This window comes from Planococcus sp. NCCP-2050, assembly GCF_023708025.1.
Lineage (GTDB): Bacteria > Bacillota > Bacilli > Bacillales_A > Planococcaceae > Planococcus.
Map to the genome: position 1 here is coordinate 26,747 of NZ_BRCX01000009.1, position 24,508 is coordinate 51,254.

The 24,508-nt window shown below is 44.0% G+C and carries 25 protein-coding genes and 1 rRNA gene; 1 reads left to right on the forward strand and 25 read right to left on the reverse strand.

What is annotated here, in order from left to right:
* Nucleotides 1-32 precede the first annotated feature (32 nt).
* From NFU07_RS17085 to metG, 13 genes are all read right to left on the reverse strand, one after another.
* The gene (locus NFU07_RS17085) at nucleotides 33-683 is read right to left on the reverse strand and encodes a 50S ribosomal protein L25/general stress protein Ctc (protein WP_251480406.1); all 651 of its coding nucleotides are present in this window, start codon (nucleotides 681-683) and stop codon (nucleotides 33-35) included.
* A 189-nt stretch (nucleotides 684-872) separates the two neighbouring features.
* The gene (locus NFU07_RS17090) at nucleotides 873-1,841 is read right to left on the reverse strand and encodes a ribose-phosphate diphosphokinase (RefSeq protein WP_235197765.1); all 969 of its coding nucleotides are present in this window, start codon (nucleotides 1,839-1,841) and stop codon (nucleotides 873-875) included.
* Between the two features lie 15 nt (nucleotides 1,842-1,856).
* Entirely contained in the window at nucleotides 1,857-3,230 is a 1,374-nt protein-coding gene (gene glmU / locus NFU07_RS17095) for a bifunctional UDP-N-acetylglucosamine diphosphorylase/glucosamine-1-phosphate N-acetyltransferase GlmU (RefSeq protein WP_251480409.1), read from the reverse strand.
* A gap of 325 nt (nucleotides 3,231-3,555) precedes the next feature.
* Nucleotides 3,556-3,840 (reverse strand): septation regulator SpoVG, encoded by a 285-nt coding sequence (spoVG, locus tag NFU07_RS17100; RefSeq protein WP_052649515.1) that lies wholly within the window; start codon nucleotides 3,838-3,840, stop codon nucleotides 3,556-3,558.
* A gap of 375 nt (nucleotides 3,841-4,215) precedes the next feature.
* Entirely contained in the window at nucleotides 4,216-4,593 is a 378-nt protein-coding gene (locus NFU07_RS17105; RefSeq protein WP_251480412.1) for a RidA family protein, read from the reverse strand.
* A 1-nt stretch (nucleotide 4,594) separates the two neighbouring features.
* A complete protein-coding gene (gene purR, locus NFU07_RS17110) occupies nucleotides 4,595-5,422 on the reverse strand; it encodes a pur operon repressor (protein WP_235197762.1) in 828 nt (275 codons plus the stop codon).
* 56 nt (nucleotides 5,423-5,478) lie between these two features.
* Nucleotides 5,479-6,342, reverse strand: coding sequence for a 4-(cytidine 5'-diphospho)-2-C-methyl-D-erythritol kinase (gene ispE, locus NFU07_RS17115; protein ID WP_251480414.1), 864 nt, complete (start codon nucleotides 6,340-6,342; stop codon nucleotides 5,479-5,481).
* 164 nt (nucleotides 6,343-6,506) lie between these two features.
* Complete coding sequence (veg, locus tag NFU07_RS17120; RefSeq protein WP_052649519.1) at nucleotides 6,507-6,770, reverse strand: biofilm formation stimulator Veg; 264 nt, start codon at nucleotides 6,768-6,770, stop codon at nucleotides 6,507-6,509.
* A gap of 161 nt (nucleotides 6,771-6,931) precedes the next feature.
* Nucleotides 6,932-7,810, reverse strand: a complete 879-nt coding sequence (gene rsmA, locus NFU07_RS17125) for a 16S rRNA (adenine(1518)-N(6)/adenine(1519)-N(6))-dimethyltransferase RsmA (protein WP_251480417.1) — start codon at nucleotides 7,808-7,810, stop codon at nucleotides 6,932-6,934.
* Complete coding sequence (gene rnmV / locus NFU07_RS17130) at nucleotides 7,810-8,367, reverse strand: ribonuclease M5 (protein WP_251480420.1); 558 nt, start codon at nucleotides 8,365-8,367, stop codon at nucleotides 7,810-7,812. The genes rsmA and rnmV overlap by 1 nt, the downstream gene beginning before the upstream one ends.
* A 107-nt stretch (nucleotides 8,368-8,474) precedes the next feature.
* The gene (locus tag NFU07_RS17135; protein WP_251480425.1) at nucleotides 8,475-9,746 is read right to left on the reverse strand and encodes a G5 and 3D domain-containing protein; all 1,272 of its coding nucleotides are present in this window, start codon (nucleotides 9,744-9,746) and stop codon (nucleotides 8,475-8,477) included.
* A 144-nt stretch (nucleotides 9,747-9,890) separates the two neighbouring features.
* The gene (locus NFU07_RS17140) at nucleotides 9,891-10,658 is read right to left on the reverse strand and encodes a TatD family hydrolase (RefSeq protein ID WP_251480428.1); all 768 of its coding nucleotides are present in this window, start codon (nucleotides 10,656-10,658) and stop codon (nucleotides 9,891-9,893) included.
* 212 nt (nucleotides 10,659-10,870) lie between these two features.
* On the reverse strand, nucleotides 10,871-12,838 hold the full coding sequence (gene metG, locus NFU07_RS17145; protein WP_251480431.1) for a methionine--tRNA ligase: 1,968 nt from the start codon (nucleotides 12,836-12,838) through the stop codon (nucleotides 10,871-10,873).
* A gap of 332 nt (nucleotides 12,839-13,170) precedes the next feature.
* Here metG and NFU07_RS17150 point away from each other — a divergent pair, with 332 nt between their 5' ends.
* Entirely contained in the window at nucleotides 13,171-13,449 is a 279-nt protein-coding gene (locus NFU07_RS17150) for a transition state genes transcriptional regulator AbrB (protein WP_052649525.1), read from the forward strand.
* 70 nt (nucleotides 13,450-13,519) lie between these two features.
* Here the strand turns inward: NFU07_RS17150 and rsmI are convergent, their stop codons facing one another.
* From rsmI to rrf, 12 genes are all read right to left on the reverse strand, one after another.
* Entirely contained in the window at nucleotides 13,520-14,389 is an 870-nt protein-coding gene (gene rsmI, locus NFU07_RS17155; RefSeq protein WP_251480433.1) for a 16S rRNA (cytidine(1402)-2'-O)-methyltransferase, read from the reverse strand.
* Nucleotides 14,386-14,655: a GIY-YIG nuclease family protein gene (locus tag NFU07_RS17160; protein ID WP_251480436.1), complete on the reverse strand. Its 270-nt coding sequence runs from the start codon at nucleotides 14,653-14,655 to the stop codon at nucleotides 14,386-14,388. The genes rsmI and NFU07_RS17160 overlap by 4 nt, the downstream gene beginning before the upstream one ends.
* Complete coding sequence (locus NFU07_RS17165; RefSeq protein WP_397443746.1) at nucleotides 14,642-15,379, reverse strand: tRNA1(Val) (adenine(37)-N6)-methyltransferase; 738 nt, start codon at nucleotides 15,377-15,379, stop codon at nucleotides 14,642-14,644. Before NFU07_RS17165 ends, NFU07_RS17160 begins: the two co-directional genes overlap by 14 nt.
* 181 nt (nucleotides 15,380-15,560) lie before the next feature.
* Nucleotides 15,561-15,920, reverse strand: coding sequence for a DNA replication initiation control protein YabA (gene yabA, locus NFU07_RS17170; RefSeq protein WP_260107713.1), 360 nt, complete (start codon nucleotides 15,918-15,920; stop codon nucleotides 15,561-15,563).
* Nucleotides 15,921-15,930: 10 nt separating this feature from the next.
* A complete protein-coding gene (locus NFU07_RS17175; RefSeq protein ID WP_235197755.1) occupies nucleotides 15,931-16,743 on the reverse strand; it encodes a PSP1 domain-containing protein in 813 nt (270 codons plus the stop codon).
* A 4-nt stretch (nucleotides 16,744-16,747) separates the two neighbouring features.
* Nucleotides 16,748-17,740 (reverse strand): DNA polymerase III subunit delta', encoded by a 993-nt coding sequence (gene holB / locus NFU07_RS17180; protein ID WP_251480443.1) that lies wholly within the window; start codon nucleotides 17,738-17,740, stop codon nucleotides 16,748-16,750.
* A gap of 101 nt (nucleotides 17,741-17,841) precedes the next feature.
* Entirely contained in the window at nucleotides 17,842-18,171 is a 330-nt protein-coding gene (locus NFU07_RS17185; RefSeq protein WP_052649532.1) for a cyclic-di-AMP receptor, read from the reverse strand.
* Between the two features lie 100 nt (nucleotides 18,172-18,271).
* On the reverse strand, nucleotides 18,272-18,907 hold the full coding sequence (gene tmk / locus NFU07_RS17190; protein ID WP_251480448.1) for a dTMP kinase: 636 nt from the start codon (nucleotides 18,905-18,907) through the stop codon (nucleotides 18,272-18,274).
* A 121-nt stretch (nucleotides 18,908-19,028) separates the two neighbouring features.
* Nucleotides 19,029-21,131 carry an RNA degradosome polyphosphate kinase gene (locus NFU07_RS17195; RefSeq protein ID WP_251480451.1) on the reverse strand — a complete coding sequence of 701 codons (2,103 nt, stop codon included), beginning with the start codon at nucleotides 21,129-21,131 and terminating at the stop codon, nucleotides 19,029-19,031.
* Nucleotides 21,132-21,229: 98 nt separating this feature from the next.
* Entirely contained in the window at nucleotides 21,230-22,759 is a 1,530-nt protein-coding gene (gene ppx, locus NFU07_RS17200) for an exopolyphosphatase (protein WP_397443747.1), read from the reverse strand.
* 61 nt (nucleotides 22,760-22,820) lie between these two features.
* Complete coding sequence (locus NFU07_RS17205) at nucleotides 22,821-24,248, reverse strand: aminotransferase class I/II-fold pyridoxal phosphate-dependent enzyme (protein ID WP_251480446.1); 1,428 nt, start codon at nucleotides 24,246-24,248, stop codon at nucleotides 22,821-22,823.
* Between the two features lie 133 nt (nucleotides 24,249-24,381).
* Nucleotides 24,382-24,497: ribosomal RNA gene (gene rrf, locus NFU07_RS17210) — 5S ribosomal RNA — on the reverse strand.
* Nucleotides 24,498-24,508 lie beyond the last annotated feature (11 nt).

A 24,508-nucleotide genomic window follows, 5' to 3' on the forward strand; every position in this document is an offset into this window, starting at 1 on the left:
GCTGTCTCTCGACAGCCCCTTTTCTTTTTTGATTAAGCTTCTTTTTCGCCGTCTTCAGCGTCGCCATTGATTACTTCTGGCTCTCCAGCTGCATCTTCAGCAGGCGCTTCAAGTTCATCCAACTCTTCTTGAGAACGAGGAGCTGTAACAGAGACTAAAATGAAGTCATCTTCATCTAAAATTTCATACGAAACGTTTCCACGGATATCGCCGACTGTCAATGTATCGCCAATCGCCAAGTTGGAAACATCCACTTCTACTGCATCCGGAATGTCAGAAGGCTTCACTTTGATGGTCACTTCGCGGTTAGGCTGATTGACAACGCCGCCTTCTTTTTCTCCTGGAGATTCGCCGACCATATGGACAGCCGCTGAAACTTCAAGTTCATCAGACATGTTAATCGCTAAGAAATCGACATGCTCAAAGTTTCCTTTTAACGCATCTCTTTGGAAATCATTCAATACTACGTTTATGGATTTTCCATCAATTTCTAAGTTGATGACGCCATTGCGTCCAGATTCACGCAAGGTTTTAATCAAATCAATTTCCGATACCACTAAAGGAGTGGTCTCTGTCTGGAAGCCGTAAACGACTCCTGGAACATCACCTTTTCCTCTTAATTCAGTTAATGATGAATGCGGCGTACCGCTTTCTCTTTTTTGCGCTGTAATTTTTGTGCTCATATTCTTCATCCTCCAGTTTAATTATGCATAGTAAGTATTTACCCTATCTTGCAAAAGCCAAACCTTTCAGGAAAGTGAGCTGTATAAGCAGCGTAAAATCCATTTACTTATTTAAGTGATATTCCGCGATATAGCTGCGAATCGATTTGTAATTACAAATCTTCATTTCAGCTTACCGAGATTTTAAACTCAGTCAAATAACGTGCTGACAGATTTTTGTTCGTGTACGCGGACGATTGTTTCAGCCAATAATTTCGCAACAGACAGCTGCTTGATTTTTGGTGATTTCTTTTCTTCCGGCAACGCGATGGAATTCGTGATAATCAATTCCTTGATGACAGAATCGTTGATGCGGCCGACAGCAGGACCTGAAAGGACCGGGTGTGTACAGCATGCATAAACTTCTTTTGCTCCGCTTTCGATCAATGCGCTTGCAGCAATTGAAATCGTTCCAGCTGTATCAATGATGTCATCGATGATGATAGCCGTTTTGCCTTCAACATTCCCAATGATGTTCATGACTTCCGCTACGTTCGGACGCGGACGGCGTTTATCGATAATCGCGATTGGCGCTTTCAGGCGATCCGCCATTTTGCGGGCACGCGTTACACCGCCATGGTCAGGAGAAACAACGATAACGTTTTCCAAATCGATGCCGCTTTCTTTTAAGAAGTAGTCTGAAATAAGAGGCACAGCTACCAAATGATCAATCAGGATATCAAAGAATCCTTGAATTTGAGGAGCATGCAAATCGAGTGCAATGACGCGAGTCGCCCCTGCAGTCTCTAATAGGTTTGCTACCAATTTAGCCGTAATCGGTTCACGTGAACGGGCTTTGCGGTCTTGGCGCGCATAACCGTAATAAGGCATTACAACGTTTACTGTACGAGCCGAAGCACGTTTGACAGCATCGATCATAATCAATAATTCCATCAGGTTTTCATTGACCGGCTGTGAGGTAGATTGAACGATGAAGACATCATAGCCGCGGATGCTTTCTTCGATATTGATCTGGATTTCACCGTCGCTGAAATGGGTGACTGAACTTTTTCCTAATGGCAAACCTACGTGCTCTGCAATTTCCTCTGCTAATCCTTGATTGGAATTCAATGAAAAGATTTTCATTTTAGTGGTCGCTGCATCAATTTGATAACTCATTACGTGTGTAGCCTCCTATTTTTTCAGGTTTAATTTACTGACATAACCTTCTTTGTTTTCTTGCCGAGCGCGTGCAATAGCTAGGGAATCTGCTGGAACGTCTTTTGAAATCGTTGATCCCGCTGCGATAAACGACCCTTTGCCGACCGTCACTGGTGCAACCAAGTTGGAATTGCAGCCGATAAACGAATCGTCTTCAATCGTTGTCAGATGTTTATTTTTACCGTCGTAATTGACTGTGATGCTGCCGCAGCCGATATTGACGTTTGTTCCTACAAGGGCATCTCCGATATAGCTTAGGTGGGAGACTTTGCTGCCGTTTCCGACAGTGGATTTCTTCACTTCGACAAAATTGCCGATTTTCACTTCATTGCCAAGCTCCGTCTCCGGACGCAAATGTGCAAATGGGCCAACTGCTGTATCTTCTCCGACTTTGCTGTCGTAGACATGAGAAGAACGGATTTCTGTCCGGCTGCCAATCGTGCTGTTACTGATATGGCTGTTGGATGTGATGATGCAATCTTCACCGATCACTGAATTTCCTTCAATCGTTACATTCGGCTGGATGATCGTATCCGCTCCGATTACCGCTTCTGCGCTGATGTACGCAGTTGCTGGATCAATGATCGTTACGCCTGCACGCATATGCTTTTCAGCAATGCGGCTGCGCATGATTCCCTCAGCTTGGCTCAAAGCGACACGGTCATTGACGCCAAGTGTTTCTTCAAAGCTATCCGTCGCGTAAGCCGCAACCACTTCACCTTGTTTTTGAAGGATTTCAATGACGTCTGGCAAGTAATATTCGCCTTGTGCATTGTTATTTGAAACGTGTTTCAATGCTTCAAAAAGTGCTTCATTGTCGAAGCAATAAGTTCCGGTATTGATTTCTTTCACTTTCTGCTCTTCTGCAGAAGCGTCTTTTTGTTCCACAATTTTTGAAACGCTGCCTGTTTCATCGCGAAGAATTCGGCCATAGCCGGTTGGGTTCTCGGCAATCGCTGTTAAAATAGTGGCTTTCGCTGCCGTCTCTGCGTGATGGCTAAGCAAAGCTTCCATCGTTTCCGGACGGATCAACGGTGTATCACCGCAGACAACTAAAGTCGTTCCAGGCAAACCTTCGATCATTGAAGCTGCCTGTTGGACGGCATGCGCCGTTCCAAGTTGTTCTTCTTGCAGCGCATACTCGCTTTTTTCTCCAAGCTGCTGCTGCACTTTTTCAGCACCGTGGCCGACGATCGTAACAATTTTTTCAGCACCCAATTGTTGTACATTGTTAGCAACATGCTCTACCATCGGCATGCCGCAAACAGGGTGAAGCACTTTATAAAGCTTTGACTTCATGCGTGTTCCTTGCCCAGCAGCTAAAATGACTGCGTATGTATTTGTCATATAGTCGATCCTCCGTCTGTATGTATTTATTATCTATTTGTCCATATTCCCTGTTCTGCCAAAACCTTAACTAAATCTCCAAAAAAAAACGCCGATTCGACGATTTGGACCTTACATATGGAAACAGAACACGTTAACAGGCGATTGATGAGTAAAAAAGTGCTGATTTGAATACTTCTATCGAACGTCAAACTCCTGCACTATCCTTAACTATACCGGAAAAACCTTGATTTTTCAAGGTTTCGGGGCATGACAATCCGATGACATTATTTCACGAAAATAAAAAAGAGCCTTTCAATGGACGAAGGCTCAAGAGGTGGCTCAATTAAACACCGGCTTCTTCAAAAACCGGATCATTTTCACTTTGCTGGTAAGCAGTTAATACTGCTGTTTGTAATTTATTGCGTGTGCTGGAGTTGATCGGATGGGCAATGTCTCTAAACTCCCCATCTGGTGTCCGTTTACTTGGCATTGCCACAAACAACCCTTCATTGCCATCGATTACCCGGATATCATGTACAACAAATTCGTTGTCCAATGTGATGGAAGCGATAGCCCGCATCCGACCATCCGTTTGCACTCGCCGAAGCCTTACATCAGTTACTTCCATTGTTTCACCACCTCTCTTCTAAGTTGCAAAATAGAATGCTCTTAAGGTAATTCGATGCAAAGGACTAAACTCCTTCATAAATTACAAAATTTATTAGAAAATTTAATTAATGAGTAGAAAAGCGGAAAGAGCCGCTTAGCTTCGGCAGTCGTAAGACAGACCGCGAGGAGGCTGTTGCCGCCGCAGTGGGCTGGCTTACGACCGAGAAGCTGGCTCTTGCAGCTGGACAATAACGAAAAGCGAAAGCAGCCCGTTCAGATTCGCCGGGCATAAGTCAATCTGGCTGCCGGAGCTGGACAGAAAGAAATGCGGAAACCGCCCGTCTGAGTTTCCCGTGTATAAAAGAGCAAAGAAAAAACCATCCCGAAGGATGGCTTATTCAGCAAGTGCTGCAATGACTTCAATTTCAACTTTTGCATCTTTTGGCAACCGTGCCACTTCTACAGTAGAGCGGGCAGGTTTGTGATCGCCGAAATACGAAGCATACACTTCATTCAACGCTGCAAAATCATTCATGTCTTTAATGAATACCGTGGTTTTGATCACGCCTTCAAGAGAAGAGCCCGCTTCTGTCAGAACGGCTTTCAAGTTGGCAAATACTTGGTGGGTTTGGTCGACAATTGACCCTTCCACCATTTCCCCTGATGGCGTCAACGGGATCTGGCCGGAACTGTAAAACAGATTTCCTGCAATCACACCTTGCGAGTATGGGCCAATTGCTGCGGCTGCTTGATCGGTTGCTACAAATTTCATGTTAAAACCCTCCATTTGTAAAATAGTTTCCTTCTTCAAGAGCAATTTTGCGTTCTTTTTCACTGACTTCACGCAATTTAACCAATGATAGGTATTTCTCAACAAGTTGTTCATCTGAATGCTCGGCTTCGACGAGTACCGCGACTCCGGCAAGGGTGCATTCAAATTCTTCCAATAAATTCTTCATGCCATTCATCGTTCCGCCGACTTTCATAAAATCGTCGGTGATCAAGACACGTTGTCCGCTTTTCATGCTCCGCTTCGACAAAACCATTGTCTGGATGCGGCGAGATGAACCGGACACATAATTGATGCTGACTGTAGATCCTTCTGTTACCTTGCTGTCTCGTCTGACAATGACAACCGGCACATTCAAATGGCGGGCGATAGCATGGGCAATCGGGATGCCCTTTGTCGCTACGGTCATGATGACGTCAATTTTTTCATCGGCGAAAGCTGTTGCAAACACTTTGCCGACCCGGTTCATGATGCTTGGATTGCCAAGCACATCGGTCATGTAAAGATAGCCGCCCGGCAATAGCCGGTCCGAATGGCTTAATTCTTCAATCAATTCATCCATAATGGCTTTGATTTCTGGCTTTTGCAGTTTCGGGACGTATTTTACGCCGCCTGCTGCTCCCGGCACAGTCATCAACAGCCCAATTCCTTTTTCTTCAAAGGTCTCTTTAACAATCCCCAAATCTTCGCTGATCGAAGACTTAGCGGATTCGTAAAGATCCGAAAAATATGTAAGAGGAATTAACTTATGTGGATGTTCCAAAAGATAATGCGTCATATCAACTAAACGTTCACTGCGCTTCCACTTCATACTACCCTCTCCTAAACACGAATGATTTATAGAAAATTTACCATAAATATACGTATTTAAGCAAGGGGATCCCGTTCGCCAATCAAATGCACGGCATAAACTTCTGCGCAAAATCCTCTTAAACCGTTGTAAATACGGGGAATCCGGGCTTCCTGGTGGACCAAGCCGAATACGGTCGGGCCGCTTCCACTCATTAATACAGCATCTGCACCAAACTTCTTCATTTGTTCTTTGATCTGTGCCACTTCCGGATATAGATTTAAGGTCACGCTTTCCAACGCATTGCCAAGATTGTCGCACATGGCTTGGTAATCGCCAGTCTCCAACGCTTCAATCATTGCTTGGGTATTCGGATGCTCCGCTTTTGTAACATCAAAAGCCCCATAGACGTCTGCAGTTGACACGCCAATCGTCGGTTTCGCTAAGATCACCCAGCAATTCGGCGGTGTTGGCAGCTCCTGGATGATTTCTCCACGCCCTTTGGCTAGCGCTGTGCCTCCGTATACGCAAAACGAGACATCTGATCCGATTTGCGCGCCAAGCTCTGCGAGTTCATCCAACGATAAGTTTAATTGCCATAATTGGTTTAAGCCTTTCAAAGTGGCAGCTGCGTCGCTGCTTCCTCCAGCCAGGCCAGCTGCTACAGGAATCTGTTTGTCCAAAGAAATGATAACCCCTGACTTGATATGGAATTTATCTTTTAGCAGCTGTGCAGCTTGATAAGCCAAGTTGCGCGAATCGTTTGGGACAAAGCGGTCAGCGGATTCAATATGGATTCCGCTTTCTGTCGCTTTCAAGCCGATGCGGTCAGCCAGGTCGACAGTTGTCATGATCATTTCGATTTCATGGTAATTGTCCGGCCTTTTATGTAAAACATCTAACGTTAAATTGATTTTGGCAGGCGCCTTTACGTAGAGCATTCCACTGCCTCCTTTACTATTCTGATGAACACTATTTTAACACAAGCGGCTCGAATAGGAAGAATTAAGAAAATCTGAAATCCAGCAACCCTGAAAAAACAAAAAAATCCACGACCCTGTTCAAACAACAGGTGTGGATTTTACAAAATATAAATATGAATTCATTATCTAACAACAAGTTCTTCTTCTGTTCCTTCATAAACAGTAATTTCTACTGCTTCTGTCAGGATGTCTGCGTAGCTGTAAGACACACGTTCAAATGCATGCTCATCTTGATCAAGCTCAATTACGAACACGGAGTGATACGTTTCCCGCAAAATTCCGGCACGTTCCACCGTTTTCTTGCGTCCTCCGTTTGCCTTCAAAATCAATCGTTTCCCTAAATGTAGATCTAACGATTTTTTAATATCCGCCAAAGTTTTGGGCATCTTGTCTACACCTCACTATAAATAAATTATAGCAAAATACGACTATTTTGTCAAGCAAATTTAATATTTTATCAGCGTTCTATAGTTACTGTCAATATTTTTTTATTCGAAATATCTTTTTCGAGAAGCTCATGTGCCAATTTTGTAACAAGCTTCCACTTTTATTTGAAATATGCGTAAAGCTTATCTGCCAGCAAACCGAATTCCTTAATCGTCAAGGTCTCTCCCCGGCGCGAAGGCTCAATCCCTGCTTCTTCCAACGCTTTCAAAATGAATTCCTTTTTCTCTTTGCCCAGCGGCATCGCCGATTGAAGGTTGTTTAAAATCGTTTTTCTCCGTTGGACAAAAGAACCTCTTGTGACTGTAAAGAAAAAGTCTTCATCGATGACTTTGACTTGCGGCTCAGGCCGCTTGATCATCCGGATCACAGCAGAATCTACATTTGGCTGCGGCAGGAAGACCGTTTTTGGCACAGTTAAAGCCATTTCCGCTTCTGTGTAGTATTGGATCGCGATGGACAAAGATCCATAAGCTTTGCTGCCAGGCTTTGCCGTAATGCGCTCCGCCACTTCTTTTTGCAGCATAACAACCAACCCACGGATCGGCAGTTTTTCAAGCAATAGCTTCATAATGATTGGTGTCGTGACATAATAAGGCAAGTTCGCCACTACCATGATATCTTCATAGCCGGCTAATTCTTTTTCAATCTCTGCAAGGACGTCCACTTTCAACACATCTGAATGGACGATGGAAATATTATCATAAGGCGACAACGTATCTTCTAGAACCGGCAAAAGCCGCTGGTCGATTTCGAATGCCAGCACTTTCCCAGCATCTCTTGCCAAATGCTCGGTTAAAGCACCGATGCCTGGCCCGATTTCAATAGCCGCTGATTCTTTCGTCAAATTCGCCTGGCCAACTATTTTCCGTAAAATATTCGGATCGATCAAAAAGTTCTGGCCTAAACTTTTCTTCACTTTCAAACCGTGTTTGGCCATGATCTCCTGGGTCCGAATGGGCGTTGCAATATCTTTAGTCATCAAAGTTCCTCCTGATTTACCGCTTGTACCGCTTCTATAAATTGCGCTTTTGTAATCCCGAACATGTGGAGCCGTTTCTGAAGCTGTTTTCCGTTCGTATAGCCGATCTGCAAAAGCTCTCCTACCCGTGTTCTGCGTATTTTAGCTTGAGGATGCGCAACAAGCGCTGCATCGATCAAGTCTTCCATTGTAATCTCTATTGCGCCGTCTTTTTCCCGCGGCGTGTAAATTGCGGACAATGCTTCTCGAATGTCTTCATCACACGCATGTTCAATGCCAAGCCCTTTGCCATTCTTCGCAATGGTCTTTTCTTTCGCAAGAAATGCATGTTTCACTTGAGGCACATATTCTTCAATAATAGCACGGATTCGCTGCCCTGGATAATCCGGGTCTGTAAATACAATAACGCCCCGCTTTTCTTGGGCATGGCGAATACGCTGAAGCGTCTCTTTGGAAATGGCCGAGCCATTCGTTTCGATTGTATCTGCATCCACTGCACGCTTAATAGCTACGGTATCATCTTTGCCTTCTACTACGATGATTTCATTAATCTTCATTCGTCTTCCTCTTTCCTGCCTATCTTGTTCCATTTTACACACAGCCGCCTGAATATGTAAAAGGCTTTCCCCAGTTAGGGAAAGCCTTTAAAGAAAATCCTTCTATACTAATTAAGGACCTTAATTTTCACTTGCTTGCGTCCAAAAGCCAATGCATCTGATTGATTTGGAACGAATAGGTCGATTTTATTTCCTTTGATCGCACCGCCTGTATCGCCAGCTACCGCATAGCCGTAGCCTTCAACCCAGACTTTTGAGCCTAGAGGAATAACATTTGGATCTACAGCAATCACTTTTAAGCCGGGATTGGCTTTTAAGTTGATGCCTGTAGCTGTAATGCCGGAGCATCCTGCACAGCTAGCCGTATAGGCAGTTGCAGATACATAAAACTCTTTGCCGCCCGATGGCGCTGCATTAGTTGCAGCAGCTGTTTTGACGACTGCTTGGTTGGAAGAAGCTTTCTTAGCTGGAGCTTTGGAATCTGCTCCACGGGAAACGCTTGCTACCACTACTTTTGTTCCAACCGCTACCACGTGTTTCTTTGGTTCTTTTACTGTTTTTTCTTTTTTCAACGCGCGTTTTACTTCTTTGCCGTTTTCTTTGATCACTTCGTACGTTTTCGCAACGACTCCATTTTCACCTTTTTGAACAAGTTTCTTTTTCCCTTTTAGAAGCGAAGCGTCTTTCTTCGTTTCTTGGGCAAATTTCACAGAATCCTCAACTACATCGGTGACCTTTTCGACGCGAACTACTTTTACTTTCGAATTTGGAACGACCATTTCATCCATTCCATTTTCAACCCGGTCAAGTTCGCCTAAAGAAATCTTGTGCTGTTTTAAAAAGTCAGCGACCGTAGTCGAAGTGGACCATACTTTTTTCTCTTCCAAACCATCAAGGATTGTGACCTCGTATGCTTTTTCTACAGAAATCGCTGTATCCGCATCTACCTCTTCTTCTAATGCAGGTGATACTTTGTCGTGCTCTGTCACTTCAATGTCAGCTTTCGCTAAAATTGCTTCCACTGTATTATCTGTTGTCCAAGCGGCTTGTTGTTTGCCGTCTACTTCGACTTTATATTCTTTTGCCTGTTCCCATTCGATGGCTACATCATCTTCGATGGCAGCATCTTTGGCTTGGCTTAAATAATCATGTTCACTGACTTGGATTTCTTGTTCTTCAAGAAATGCCCCTACTGAGTCCGCATGCGTCTTCACTTCTGTCGTTTTTCCATTCGCTGTCATTGTTACTGTGTTTTTCGTTCCTTCATAAATAGCGAACGTCAAAACAGCAGCAAAAAGTAAAACAGTCGCAATGGCAACAACTAAAGATTTTCCTTTGAACACATTTGCGGACTTACTATTATTTGCTTTTTCTGTCAAAAATAACTCCTCCTCATTCACTTGAGTGATTATATAGTCTCGAATTCAAGGTGTCAACTTAAAGGCTTTTAAGGACGTCCCCTACATTTTCCCCAAACAAAGGCTCAGCAAGAACTAAATCATCCTGCTGAGTATCTGGGTTTATCATTTCAACTTAAAAAATCGCTCGGCGTTCTTGGTTGTTTTTTCTCCCACTTCTTCTACGGTCAATCCTTTTAAGCGGGCAATTTCCTCGGCCACCAAAGGCACGTAAGAAGGTTCATTTCGTTTGCCGCGATAAGGATGCGGCGCCAAATACGGGGCATCTGTTTCGATCATCAAATGTTCGATCGGAATCAGTTCGGCTACTTCTTTCGGCTTCTTGGCATTTTTGAATGTAACAGGACCTCCTAACGAAATCATGAAATTCATGTCAATGCTTTCACGGGCAGTTTCGACGCTGCCGCTGAAGCAATGCATCACGCCGCCTACTTCTTCGGCCTTTTCTTCTTTCAAGATGCGCAACACATCTTCTGTTGCTTCTCGGTTATGGATAATAATCGGCAACTGAACTTTCTTTGCCAACTGAATCTGTTTCCGGAAAACTTCCTGCTGCACTTCTTTCGGCGATTTGTCCCAGTGGTAATCCAAACCTGTTTCGCCGATGCCGACCACTTTCGGATGGGCTGCCAATTCTTCAATCCACTGCAAATCTTCTGGGGTGCAGTCAATGGCGTCGACCGGATGCCAACCAACCACTGCGTATATAAACTCGTATTTCTCTGTTAGGTCCATCGCTCTTTCGATCGTTTTGCGGTCAAAGCCGATAACAATCATTTTTGTAACATTGTTTTCTAATGCACGGTCAATGACTTCTTGTAAATCTTCATCATATTGATCTGCGTTTAAATGTACGTGGGTATCAATAAACATATTCATTCTCCTCACATTAATCCTTATTTTAATGGTTTATCCTATTTCTTTCTTCACACCAATATTACATTTGTATAACAAAACATGTTTTTTCGATATCAAAACGAACTTTCCCTGATAAATATTAACCAATTTAAGCCAAAATAAAAAATGGCCTGCGTTAATAAACAGGCCATTTTATTATTTTTTTGTTGTCTGTGCATTATGGCAATTTACTTAACTTGAGCACCGTTCGGCAATTTCTGATCAACTTCCGCTAAGGTCAAATAGCCGTTTTTCTCTCCAGCTAAAATCATTCCTTGCGACAGTTCCCCACGAAGTTTGACCGGTTTCAAATTCGCCACTACAATCACTTTTTTGCCGACTAAGTCGTCGGGTTTGTAATGTTCGGCAATACCGGATACTACTTGGCGCTGCTCATATCCCATATCAAGTTGAAGCTTTAATAATTTCGACGTTTTCGGCACCGGTTCACAAGCTGTGACCGTTCCGACCCGCAAATCAACTTTCATGAAATCATTGATTGTGATTTCTGGAACGTCCGGCACTTCCGGAGTTTCTTCTATTATTTCTTCAACTTCTGCAGGCGCAGTGTCTCCGCGCATTTGGTCACGGATATAAGCCACTTCCGGCTCTACTTCAAGACGCGGGAAAATCGGCGTTCCTTTTGCTGCCACTTTTGTGCCCGCTGGAATTTTACCGAAGCTATCCAATGTCTCCCATGCCAGTGACTCTTCTGTTAAACCAAGCTGTTCAATAATTTGTTTAGGGGCATTAGGCAAGAACGGCTGCAGCATAACCGCTGTCATGCGCAAGCTTTCTGCTAAATGGGCCATCGCAGAAGCCAATTGATCTTTTAATGCTTCATCTTTTGCCAAAACCCATGGCTGCGTTTCATCGATGTATTTATTCGTCCGGGAAATCAATGCCCAAATTTCGCTTAAGACCATGCTGAACTGCATTTTTTCCATATGCTGTTCATACGTTGCAACCGTCTGTTTCGCCACTTCCTGCAGCACACCGTCAAATTCCGTTACTTGCCCTTGAATTTGAGGAATTTCACCATCGAAGTATTTATTGATCATCGAAACTGTCCGGTTCAAGAGATTTCCTAAGTCATTCGCTAAGTCATAGTTGGTGCGTTCTACGAATGATTCCGGTGAAAAGACGCCGTCAGAGCCGAATGGCAATTCACGCAAAAGGAAATAGCGGGTTGCATCTAAGCCATAGCGTTCAACCAGCATTTCCGGATAAACGACATTGCCTTTTGATTTCGACATTTTGCCGTCCTTCATCATGATAAAACCATGCGCAAAGATTTTCTTCGGCAATGGCAGATCAAGCGCCATCAAGAAAATCGGCCAATAGATCGTATGGAAACGGACTATGTCTTTTCCGACTACATGCACATCTGCCGGCCAGTATTTATTGAATGCCGAATCGTCGTCCGATCCATACCCAAGAGATGTAATATAGTTGGATAAAGCATCTACCCATACGTAGATAACGTGTTTTGGATCTCCAGGAACCGGGATGCCCCAGTCAAAGGAAGTACGTGAAACCGAAAGATCTTCCAGACCCGGCTTGATGAAGTTATTGATCATCTCATTTTTCCGTGATTCCGGTTCAATGAATTCCAAATGATTCTCGTAATAATCCAATAAACGGTCGGCATATTTCTTCATATTAAAGAAGTATGACTCTTCTTTCACTTTATGGACTGGGCGTCCGCAATCAGGACATTTGCCGTCCACTAGCTGCGCTTCGGTATAAAACGATTCACACGGCGTGCAGTACCAGCCTTCGTACTGGCCTTTATAAATATCGCCATTGTCCAAGAACGTCTGGAAAATCTTTTCAACGCCTTTTTTATGGCGATCTTCAGTCGTACGAATGAAATCATCGTAAGTGATGTCCATGATCGACCATACGTTTTTAGCTGCTGCTGCCATGTTGTCGACGTATTCTTGCGGCGCAAGACCTGCTTCTTGCGCTTTTTCTTCAATTTTTTGGCCGTGCTCGTCCATTCCCGTCAAAAACCGGACGTCAAAACCACGCAAGCGCTTGTAACGGACCATTGCATCGGATGCGACTGTCGTATAAGCCGTTCCGATATGGAATTTTCCGCTTGGATAATAAATGGGTGTAGTGAGGTAAAATGTTTTGTTTTTAGCAGTCACGAAAAATTCCTCCAGTTTCTTTGTATAGTTCTTATTTTAACGAAGTCGACAATTTTGTACAATCTTTCAATTCCTTCACCCTTTTTCGACAAAATAAATACAAATTATTCCATAAAAAAAGGCAGTTTTGAGCCCTTGAAAAGAAATTTCAAAAATAGAATAAAAAAATGAAAAAATATATCAAATTCACGTCACAAATTATCAAAATTTATTATGATTTCGATAGTTTTATATTGACCAAATTGCCAGTAGTTGGTATGATTTATGACAGGAAGTGGTAAATGTCGAATTTTGACGAAAACATCCGACAAATTTGAGGGGAGATTATAAACATGAAATCAACAGGTATCGTACGTAAAGTTGACGAATTAGGCCGCGTTGTTATTCCAATTGAATTACGCCGCACATTAGGGATCGCTGAGAAAGACGCATTGGAAATTTACGTAGATGATGACAAAATTATATTAAAAAAATACTTACCAAATATGACTTGCGCTGTTACCGGAGAAGTTTCCGATGAAAACATGCAACTTGTTGGCGGTAAGCTGATTTTGAGCAAAGAAGGCGCTGAAATGCTCGTTAATGAGATTCAGAGCAATCTTAAAAAGTAAATCAGATAGAAAAACCGAAACGCATCTTGCGTTTCGGTTTTTTTGATTCCTGCAAATGGCGCTATTTTTATCAGACATGATACTCTTGGTACACGTCGCGCTTCGACATTTTCCGCTCCACTGCAACTTCTTTAATGGCCTCTTTCGAAGAAAGATCTTTTTTCTTCATCAATTCTTCGACATGCGCGGAAATCGACAACGATTCCCACCATTGTTCCTGAATTTCAAGATCCGGTGAATCATTTCCTTCTATTATAATGCAAAATTCACCACGGATTGTATTCTCTTCAGCCCAGACTGCTGCTTCTCCAACCGTGCCTCGCAGAAACTCTTCAAACTTTTTGGTCACTTCGCGTGCCATAACTATCTTCCGGTCGTCTCCGAATGCTTTTTGCACCGATTTTAAGCTTTCCTTTAAACGATGCGGCGCTTCATAAAAAATCAGCGTTTCCTGTTTTTGGCTGAGCACTTCCAGTTCAGCCTGCCGCTCTTTTTTATTGCGCGATAAGAATCCATAGAAGAGGAATGGCTGCGGCGAAATGCCTGATGCAATCAAAGCGCTGAGTGCAGCATTGGCTCCTGGCACTGGCACCACAGGGAAGTCTTCCGCTACTGCCCGGCGGACAATATCTTCCCCTGGATCGGAAATGCAAGGCATGCCGGCATCGCTGACGAGCGCAACGGACTTGCCTTCCTGCAAATACGAGAGAATTTTAAATCCGCCGCTTTCCTGATTATGTTCATGGTAGCTGACAAGCTTCGTCTGGATTTCAAAATAATTGCAAAGCTGTTTCGTGTTGCGGGTATCTTCCGCAGCAATAATATCCACTTCTTTTAATATACGGATCGCCCGTACCGTCATGTCTTCCAAATTGCCAATTGGTGTGGCTACGAGATAAAGCGTGGCTTTGTTTTCCAAAAAACTTTTTTGAGATTTCATCGGCTCTCTCCCTTCCCTTCAGCAATATAACGGACCTTCTTCGGCTTCGGCAATTGCTTAAAAGCATATTCCGCCTTCATCGCCAGCGGTTTCGTGTCAAAACGTTCATGGTGAATCATTTTTACAGGCCCTTTAGCTCGGGTATACTTCGCGCCTTTTCCTGCATTATGTGCTGCCAAGCGTTTCTCTAAATCATTCGTGTAGCCGGCGTAGTAGGAACCGTCTGCACATTCCAATACATAGAAATAATGATTATTTGTCTCCATAAAGCAACGCTCTCACTTCTTCTGTGTATTCGCCTCCGGAATTATAGACAATCAGCGGCGGAAGGATTTTCAAATCAGGCTTGCCGTCTTTAATCCCTTCAATCAATAAGGTATTGGCTTCTTTTCCTTCTTTCGGATACACGAGGCGAATGCGTTTCGGCTCTAATCGGTTCGCCCGCATAGCAGAAATGATATCAATCAGCCTTCCCGAACGATGGACGAATGCCGCTTTTCCGCCTTGCTTCAATAGCTTGCTCGCGGCATTTACAGCTTCATCCAATGTTAAATGGAGTTCATGCCGGGCAATCGCCATATGCTCACTGATGTTCTTATCGCTCATTTCATGGGCTGGAAAATAAGGCGGGTTGCATGTGACCACATCGTATTTTTCGATTCCCAAGCGTGCCGGAATTTCTTTGACATCGCCTTCGATGATTTCGATTTGTTCCGTTAAGTTATTATACGCAACGCTTCTGCGCGCCATATGGACCAACCGCTCCTGCAGTTCCACACCGATAATCGACGATTCCGTCCGGGCACTCAAGAATAGTGGAATGGCTCCATTTCCCGTACACAAATCGACGATTTTCCCACGCTTCAAAGGAACATAAGCAAACCGTGCCAAGAGCACCGCATCCAACGAAAACGAAAACACCGAAGGGCTCTGGATAATCCGTAAATCTTCTGCCAATAAATAATCGAGCCGTTCGTCATCTATCAACATTTGTTTCAACTCCTCTAAAGAAATGCGCAAGCGCCCATCTGAGACAGGCAACCTAAGTTCCTTGTCGCAACCATCCTGCTTTAAGGCAGAACACGCAAGTCTGCATTCTCTATTTTCTTATCTAATAACAAAAGGCTGCCGCCACACGGAGTGTCGGAAGCCTTTCGGTTAAACTGGCATTTTAATTTTGTTTGTTCAAGAACGATAAACAAAACAGGCAATCGTCGCCTTTTCTGGAACTGCCGAAATGAACATTGCAGACATGATACCCTTCATGGTAAAGGCGCGCTAAATTATCGTAGCCTTCTCCGATATCCATGACCGCTTTTTTCAATTTCACTGGATCCACTACTGCTGTTTCAGGAACAGCTTTATGAAGTTCATCCAGTCGTGCGCGCAAATGATGATTCTCTAGCTGCAGTGCATGATGCTCTTCCATTGTATGGGCCACTACCGCTTTCAATTCGCGAAATTGTTCTTGCATTGACTCGAGTTGTTGCTCAAAATCCATCACCGTGTCTAAAAAGTTCTTTTCTTTCACTTAAACCACCTCACGCTCTCGTTCCTTGGCCCATTATCTCACTTAATGCATATTCTAGTGTCTGTTCTTGCTCAGAAAGACGGATTTTTAAGACGCGCTCCAAAATATTCATGCTGACTACACGGCCGTCTCCATCCGGAGTGGATACACGTGCGCCTACATCCGGCATTTCTTTTTTCGCTGTTTCGTATTCATCGTTTTCGTATTTCAAGCAGCACATCAACCGGCCGCATAAACCTGAAATCTTCGAAGGATTCAACGATAAGTTTTGGTCTTTCGCCATTTTGATCGACACCGGTTCGAAATCACCGAGGAATGTTGAACAGCAAAGCATGCGGCCGCATGGACCGATGCCGCCAAGCATTTTCGCTTCATCACGTACGCCGATCTGGCGCAATTCGATGCGTGTCCGGAAAATGGACGCCAAATCTTTTACCAAGTTGCGGAAATCGACACGGCCTTCAGCCGTGAAATAGAAAATGACTTTATTGCGGTCAAATGTATATTCCACATCAACCAATTTCATCTCCAAGCGATGCTCTTCGATTTTTTCCGTTCCCATCTCGAACGCACGGCTCGCTTCCAGGCGGTTTTCTTCTACCTGTTGGCGATCGCGGTCGCTTGCTACGCGCACCACTTGCTTAAGCGGCAATACGACGTCATGTTCTTCAACTGTCTTGGTGGGAACGACGACTTTGCCGTATTCCACACCTCGTGCAGTTTCAACGATGACGTAATCGTCTTTTTCAATCACAAATTCTCCTGGGTCAAAATAATATATTTTACCCGCTTTTTTAAAGCGGACACCAATTACGTTATACACTCGCTTACCCCTCCTGCAGATTTAGCATTAATTGCTCCATCAACAGTGTCCGGTTCATATTGCGCGGCAATTGCTGCTTAGCTTGCAAAACAGCCTGCAATTGCTTAGACAATACGTTAAACGAACGCTGCAACGCCATCTGCTTCCAAGTTTCTTCCATGTCTGGATATGTTCTTGCCGTCTCGAGACCCGCTTTTACTGAAGCAATGTCCCGATATGCAAATAATAACATGTCCAGCCCTCTTTCGGCATCCTCTTTTTCTTTAAATAAAGGAAGCCATTCCGATTGAAGCAATAAAAGCGCCTCGTGGACATTCTGGCTGGCAACATCGACTAATTTTAACACAAGCTTGCGCTGTTGGATGAAATCTTCGTCTGAACCTAGCTGAACTGCTTCTTCCGTGCTCTGCGTCAACATGCTGACCGTTGCCGCCATTGAAGCGGTCATGCCGTCATGCACCAACTTCTCCATCACTTTTTTCCTCGATAACGGTTGGAAGGATACCAGCTGGCAGCGGGAACGGATTGTTGTCATGATGGCATTTAAGCGCTCTGTCAGCAAAATAGCTGTCACATTGAATTCCGGCTCTTCTAAGAACTTTAACAACGCATTGGCAGAAGAATTATTCATACGGTCTGCTTCTTGGATCACATATATCTTACGGCCGGAACTAAAGCCTGTTTTATTCATCTTGAAGATCAATTCCCGGATTTGATCGATTTTGATGTTTTGGCCATCCGGTTCTACGAAGAGAATATTCGGATGGTTGCCGGAATTATAAAGCTGGCAGCTTCGGCATGTTTCACATGGAACATTTTCTAAAGGAGTTTCGCAAAGCAAAAGCTTCACGAAAAAATGTGTGATTTCGGTCAATCCGGAACCTGCAGGGCCTTCGAACAGATAGGCGTGGGCCAATCGATCCTTCTTATAAGCACCTTGCAGCCTTTTCATCACGACCGGCTGCATTTCTTGAAACTCTTCAATTGTTTTCTGCACATTTTCACCTTCAGCCTCTGTAAAAAATCCCGTGTTCCAAATGGAGCACGGGTGTCTTGTATAATAGTTGACTGGCAACCGTGAATGCTATTAATGGGATTCTAGAAATGATGGAATTGCTCGATTGGCAAGACGAAGATCGTGGCTCCGCCTACTTCTACTTCTACCGGATACGGGATATAAGAATCGGCATTTCCGCCCATCGGCGAAACCGGCGCGACCATTTGTTCACGTGAACGGCAATTATCGCGGATCAAATCCATCAATTTCGGTACAAGGCCATCTTCCACCCCGATTAAAAAGGTGGTATTTCCTGAGCGCAAAAACCCTCCTGTACTGGCAAGTTTTGTAGCCCGGAAATCATTCTTGGTTAAGGCGTTGGATAATCGGTTACTGTCTTGGTCCTGCACAACTGCTACGACGAGTTTCATCAGCACTCACTCCTTTTTATAGTCTTTCTGTAATTAGTATACCATGAATTGTAAACTTCATAAGTTAACATTCCATACATTTTCATTGCCGCAACTGCCTTCATTTCGGCTTTTTGATAAACGCGTCCACTTTCTGCAAAGCTTCTTCAACTACCTGTGGTAATTCTTTAGATGCGTCAATCACTTGAATGCGTTCCGGGTATTGTTCCACCAAAATCTGGTAGCCTTCTCTGACAGAGAGATGGAATTTCATCGACTCCAAATCGAGGCGATTCACTTCTCTGACCAGATCTTTTTCGATACGGCTAAGGCCAATTTCCGGCTCGACATCAAAATACAAGGTCAGATCCGGCATATAATCGTCGATTGCGAATTTATTGATGGAATAGATTTCCGCTATCCCAAGCCCTCTTGCATGCCCTTGATAAGCCAAACTGCTGTCTATGTAGCGATCGCATAAGACGATTTTTCCAGCATCTAATGCTGGAATGACTTTTTCGACCAAATGCTGTCTTCTGGCAGCCGCATACAATAAAGCTTCTGTACGGCCATCCATTTTCGTATTCTTGCTATCTAAAATGACATGGCGAATCTCTTCGGCAATTTCAATGCCGCCCGGCTCTCTTGTGCATTCGACTTCAAATCCCTGTTGCTGCAGCGCTTCCGCCACCAGCTTCAAGACCGTCGTTTTGCCTGAGCCTTCTCCGCCTTCTAATGTAATTAAATAACCCACTATTCATTCACCCGTTTTCCTGATGTTCTACTCCTTTAACTATACAGGAAAGGAGTTGCTTAATACATTGTAAGCCTTGTGCCTTAATGAAAAAAACAGATGCTCGACGCACCTGCTTTCCCTTTTACTCTTCATCTTCTGCCACTCGGTAAGCTTCATTGTATAAAACAAGCTGGCTATTGATTTCGGGCTCGCCTTTTTTGCGTTCTACGTAATGATAGCGCCCATGCGCATCCTGTTCCCTCGCTTTTACATTATCCTGCAACGACACGTCCAAAATATGCTTTACTTGGTTTTTGATCTCCTTATCATAAAGCGGGAAAAGGATTTCAATGCGGTTTTCCATATTGCGGGTCATCATATCGGCTGAAGACAAAAATACCTTTTCCTTGCCGTTATGGTGGAAATAATAGATGCGGCTATGCTCCAATAGTCTGCCAACGATGCTAATCACCCGGATATGATCGCTAACTCCTTTAATCCCCGGACGCAGACAGCAAATACCTCTTACGATCAAGTCCACCCGAACACCCGCAATCGAAGCCTGATACAATTTTTTGATGATGGTTTTATCGGTCAAGGAGTTCATTTTAGCGATAATGCGGCCATTGCCATGTTTTTTCTGAAATTCGATTTCATCTTCGATCAATTGGATAAAGTCATGCCGGATCGTAAAAGGGGCGACTGAAAGATGGTGGAATTCCGGCTTTTCGGTATAACCGCTTAAGTAATTAAAGAAGTTCGTCGCATCCACACCAAATTCCTTTTTCGAGGTAAACAAACTCATATCCGTATAGACTTTAGCAGTCTGGTCGTTATAGTTCCCCGTGCCTAAGTGCACAAAACGTTCAATGTGGTCGTCTCTTTTTCTCACCACCAGCGTAATTTTGCTATGCGTTTTCAGATGGGTCATTCCATAAATTACATGGCATCCTGCCTGTTCAAGCTCTTTTGCCCATTGAACGTTGTTTTCTTCATCAAAACGGGCCTTTAATTCGACGAGTACCATCACTTGCTTGCCTTTTTCAGCTGCCCGCTTTAACGCTTTGATGATCGGAGAATCACCGCTTACCCGGTAAAGCGTCTGTTTGATGGCAAGCACTTCCGGATCATCAGCAGCTCCTGAAACAAATTCGACTACCGGCTCGAAAGACTGGTACGGATGGTGGAGAAACAAATCCTTTTCCATGACTTTTAAAAAAATATTTTCATTGAACGCAAGATCTGGCGATGGCTGGGAAATACGGGCACTATAGATTAACTTTTCATGGGTTTTCTGCATCGTTTTATAAAAGTTGAAAAATAGAGTCAGGTCAAGCGGTCCATGGATTTCATAAACATCTTTTTTCTGCACTTCCAGTTCATCCATCAAATACGGCAGCAGTTCTTGGTCAAATCTTTCTTTTTGAATTTCCAGCCGGACAGCTGCTCCCCATTTGCGCTTTCTCAACTCTTTTTCAATTTCTTTCAGCAAATCACGTGCGCCTTCTTCGTGGATGGTCATATCTGCATTTCGAGTAATCCGGAATACCGATACCGATTTAACGGTAAAGCCATGAAACAGCTTCCCGATAAAGTGGCTAATGATATCCTCGAGCAAGACGATGCGTTCTTTTCCTGCTTTGGCATCCAATTGCACTAAACGGTCGATGACAGAAGGGACTTGGACAATGGCCGTCTTATAGCGCACTTCAGCCTCTTCGTTACGGTCTTCCAAGACGACCGCCAAATTGATGCTCTTATTGAGGAGCATGGGAAATGGCCGGTAAGCGTCGATGGCCATAGGCGTCAACACCGGAAAAATCTGTTCATCGTAATAACGCTCCACAAACTCCAAATCATGCGGATTCAATTCCTCCATTTTGAAAAACTTGACGCCTTCGTGCTTCATCGCAGGAATCAATGCATTTTGAAGGGTCTCATGCTGCAGTTCCACCAATTGATGGGTTTTATTCGCAATTTCTTTTAATTGAAGCCTCGGAGACATGCCGGCTTTGTTTTCCGGCTTGCTAAAGCCCACTTTCACTTGGTCTTGCAGCCCTGCTACCCGAACCATGAAAAACTCATCCAGATTCGAGCTGAAAATGGCCAAAAACTTAAAGCGCTCTAATAACGGGTTTCGCTTATCCAACGCTTCCATCAATACACGCTCATTGAAAGCCAACCAGCTAAGTTCCCTATTGTTATAGTAAGAAGGGCTATTCAATTCTTCCTCCTGCTTGTTCATCGTTTTCACCGTCACCGCCACCTTTACCTGCAATTTTCCGCTCTTTCAATTTTATCATGTTGAAATTAGTGGTTGCTCCCTAAAGGCTGATTTGATTGTTAAGATAATGTAAATTGAAAATCGATATTTTTCTTCAACTGCTTTTCCAAATGCTTTTTCTGCTTTTCTGCCTGGTATTGTTCTGGTTTCCAGTCATTATTGCATTCGACATTGAACAATAAACCGTCTGCAGCCGGATCGACATGGACAGATTCAATAATATTGCGTTTTGTCGCATTCAGACTATAAGCGAGCTTGACTATAGCGCCAAAAAGGCTGTATTTTGCCAACTCTTCTTTTGAATACCAGTCTTGGTAGAGGGCTGCATTCCGTTTGAACACTTCTTTATTTTTAAAGGAAGCAACCAAAGCGACAGTCAGCCGCTCTTTATGAAGCAATCCGTCGATGGTGCGGTTCGCCAGCAAATAGAAGGTATGCTGGTTGCTCGCTTCCGCATCGATATAAGTGCCTAAGTTATACAACGCACTGCCAAGACGGATGAATTTCAAATCCTCTTCATTCAATTCGAGCAGCCCAATTCTCTCCAATTCGTGCGCAATCATCAATGCGTACGTACTGACATGGGCGGCATGCGTCAAATTGATGTCGTAATCACTCGCTAGCTCATAAAAGCTTTCTTCCATGACATTCGGGAAAATGGACAGCTCGAAGTCTTTTGTCAATTCTTCATAAAACACGCCGTCTCTCAGTCCTTTTCGGCTCAAGACAAAGGTTTCAGCCTTGATCAAATCCATGAGGCAAGAAAAGACTTCAATGGCTGGAATGATAATATCGGAACGGTCTTTTGAGAGTCCTTCTACTTTCTGTACTTCAGAAAAATCCAAGGATAATAGCATCGCATTCATCTTTTTGACTTCGCTGATGGACATCATGTATTGATGAATGCCTGCGACCGGGTATTCAATATACTCCTGGTGGACCTGGGCCAGATTCCGAGCACTTCCCCCGATGCCGATCAATGGCAATTTTTTATCCGTCAGCCACGGCAAGCTTGCAAACTGCTCCTGCAAAAACTTCCGAAGCTTCCGCAATTCATCTTTTGTTGGCATATCACCTTTGATAAACTGCTGTTTTAAAGACAAAGCCCCGAACGGAAAACTATAGAAATAAATCAATTTGCGATTTTCGAAAAACGTAATCTCGGTACTGCCTCCGCCAATATCCACTGTAATCCCGTCCTTGAAAGGCGTTGAATTGACGACTGCCAAAAAACCGTAATTGGCTTCTTCGTATTCCGATAAAATCCGGATCGAAAAGTCTGTTTCCTCTTCCACACGGTCGATAATTTCCTGTTGGTTATTGGCTTGGCGAATCGCTGCAGTAGCGACGCATTTTACTTCTTGCAAATTATGATGCCGCGTGACTTCCTGGAAACTCTGCAAAGTATGTACCAGGACATCGATTCCTTCACTGCCCATTTCTCCGCCCGCCGTCAAATAATTCCGCAAGCGCGCTACCGCCTTGACGTTTTCGCTTTCCGTCAATCTTCCACTTTTATCCCGTGTATAAATGACCAATCGCATCGTGTTAGAACCGATATCCACAATTGCGTACTTTTCCTCACTCATCATGATCATCACTTCCTGACTGTAGAATTTCGTATACTCCTCCATACCCATTTCTAAGCCCTCATGGACGATTTTTTTCAGGAAGCACCCGAATTAATTTTTCAGAAAGCCGATGTTCGCCTTGAATCTGTGCACCTGTTGCTATATAGTCCATCAAACTCTCTAATTTATCGGTGCTCCATCTCTCCCCTGCCAACACGAGCGGAATTCCAGGAGGATATGGCACAATCATGGCTGCCGATATGCGCCCCTGGGCCTTCGTATAAGAAATCCATTCCCCTTCACCCTCCAGTTCAGCAAACGTCGCTTCAAGCTTACTTACCGCCTCTTGCGGCTGCACCGTCACATCCACTGCTTTACGTGGAATTTCTTTTAATTTCGCCAAAGCGCCTTTGACTCGTCTTCTCACCTCTGCAAACGAAAAACCGTGCTCTCGCTTCAATAAAGGCAAAATCAATAATACTTGATAAGGATCGGCCAGCTCGGCATGGATCCCTTCTTGCTCTAATTGTTCCTTTAACTGATACCCGCTGTGATAAGGTACACGAAGCATCAATTTCAACGGATCGTCAGCTTCGTAAACTTCTAGATTCGGCAAGCTTTTTAAGCTTTCTACAAATTGGCGGCGCTTTTCTTCAAAACTCTTTTTGTCTGCTTGGGAATAAGTTTGTAGGTAGGATCTCGCATCATCCAATGATGCCATAATGACATAAGACGGACTGCTGGATTGAAGCATCCGCAAATACTTCCTTACTTTATCTACGGCAATGAGCGGTCCTTGGATATGGAGAAACGATCCCATTGTCATCGCCGGCAATGTCTTATGTGCGGAATGGACGACCGCATCTGCTCCCATCTTTAAAGAGGATAAAGGATAAGGGGCTCCTAATTGAAAGTGAGCTCCGTGGGCTTCATCCACCAAAACCGGCATTCCTTGTTCATGGCACAATTCAATGATTTTCCCCATTTCGTTTGAAGCCATTCCATAATAATTCGGATACGTGAGAACTATAGCTTTTGCATTTGGATATTCTCGAATCACCGCTTCGACATCCGTTAACCTTACCCCTCCAGCAGTCAATGATGTTTGGTCCCATTCTGGCGATATAAACACTGGACTGGCTTTTGCAAGCTCCAAAGCATGGAAGATGGATTTATGTGAATTCCTTTGGACGATTACATGATCTCCTTCTCCGCAAACCGCATAAATCATCGCCAAATTCCCAACAGTTGAACCATTCACTAAGAAAAAGCTATGCTCGGCGGCATAAGTTTCAGCTAACAGTTGCTGTGCTTCTTTGATGACTTCTTCCGGGTAATGCAAATCATCCAAGCCGGTGAGCTCTGTCAAATCATATGGAAGTACTTGTTTAAAGTCGGCTGGCAATCCTGAAAGCATCCCGTTTTTATGCCCAGGCACATGAAAAGAAAAGGGTCGCTTCTGTTGAAATTCGGTTAATGCTGCTACTAATGGTTTTCGCTGTGTCATAATCGCCATCCTTATTTGCTTTAATATAGTCCATTATACAGAAATCCTTCCTTCATTTTAAAACCGACAGATTCATCCATATAAATGAACGCACAAAAAAGCCGTTACCGGCTACGGTAACGACTTTCCATGTGCCCAGCGACGTCCTACTCTCACAGGGGGAGACCCCCAACTACCATCGGCGCAAAAGAGCTTAACTTCCGTGTTCGGGATGGGAACGGGTGTGGCCTCTTTGCCATCATCACTGGACTATTTTTTTC

Bases quoted from the DNA above. Each gene is read 5' to 3' on its own strand.
- NFU07_RS17085 (WP_251480406.1), bottom strand. From the start codon at position 683: ATGAGCACAAAAATTACAGCGCAAAAAAGAGAAAGCGGTACGCCGCAT.
- NFU07_RS17090 (WP_235197765.1), bottom strand. From the start codon at position 1,841: ATGAGTTATCAAATTGATGCAGCGACCACTAAAATGAAAATCTTTTCA.
- glmU (WP_251480409.1), bottom strand. From the start codon at position 3,230: ATGACAAATACATACGCAGTCATTTTAGCTGCTGGGCAAGGAACACGC.
- spoVG (WP_052649515.1), bottom strand. From the start codon at position 3,840: ATGGAAGTAACTGATGTAAGGCTTCGGCGAGTGCAAACGGATGGTCGG.
- NFU07_RS17105 (WP_251480412.1), bottom strand. From the start codon at position 4,593: ATGAAATTTGTAGCAACCGATCAAGCAGCCGCAGCAATTGGCCCATAC.
- purR (WP_235197762.1), bottom strand. From the start codon at position 5,422: ATGAAGTGGAAGCGCAGTGAACGTTTAGTTGATATGACGCATTATCTT.
- ispE (WP_251480414.1), bottom strand. From the start codon at position 6,342: ATGCTCTACGTAAAGGCGCCTGCCAAAATCAATTTAACGTTAGATGTT.
- veg (WP_052649519.1), bottom strand. From the start codon at position 6,770: ATGCCCAAAACTTTGGCGGATATTAAAAAATCGTTAGATCTACATTTA.
- rsmA (WP_251480417.1), bottom strand. From the start codon at position 7,810: ATGACTAAAGATATTGCAACGCCCATTCGGACCCAGGAGATCATGGCC.
- rnmV (WP_251480420.1), bottom strand. From the start codon at position 8,367: ATGAAGATTAATGAAATCATCGTAGTAGAAGGCAAAGATGATACCGTA.
- NFU07_RS17140 (WP_251480428.1), bottom strand. From the start codon at position 10,658: ATGTTTATTGATACCCACGTACATTTAAACGCAGATCAATATGATGAA.
- NFU07_RS17150 (WP_052649525.1), top strand. From the start codon at position 13,171: ATGAAATCAACAGGTATCGTACGTAAAGTTGACGAATTAGGCCGCGTT.
- rsmI (WP_251480433.1), bottom strand. From the start codon at position 14,389: ATGAAATCTCAAAAAAGTTTTTTGGAAAACAAAGCCACGCTTTATCTC.
- NFU07_RS17160 (WP_251480436.1), bottom strand. From the start codon at position 14,655: ATGGAGACAAATAATCATTATTTCTATGTATTGGAATGTGCAGACGGT.
- NFU07_RS17165 (WP_397443746.1), bottom strand. From the start codon at position 15,379: ATGTTGATAGATGACGAACGGCTCGATTATTTATTGGCAGAAGATTTA.
- NFU07_RS17185 (WP_052649532.1), bottom strand. From the start codon at position 18,171: ATGAAACTCGTCGTAGCAGTTGTGCAGGACCAAGACAGTAACCGATTA.
- NFU07_RS17195 (WP_251480451.1), bottom strand. From the start codon at position 21,131: ATGAACAAGCAGGAGGAAGAATTGAATAGCCCTTCTTACTATAACAAT.
- ppx (WP_397443747.1), bottom strand. From the start codon at position 22,759: ATGAGTGAGGAAAAGTACGCAATTGTGGATATCGGTTCTAACACGATG.
- NFU07_RS17205 (WP_251480446.1), bottom strand. From the start codon at position 24,248: ATGACACAGCGAAAACCATTAGTAGCAGCATTAACCGAATTTCAACAG.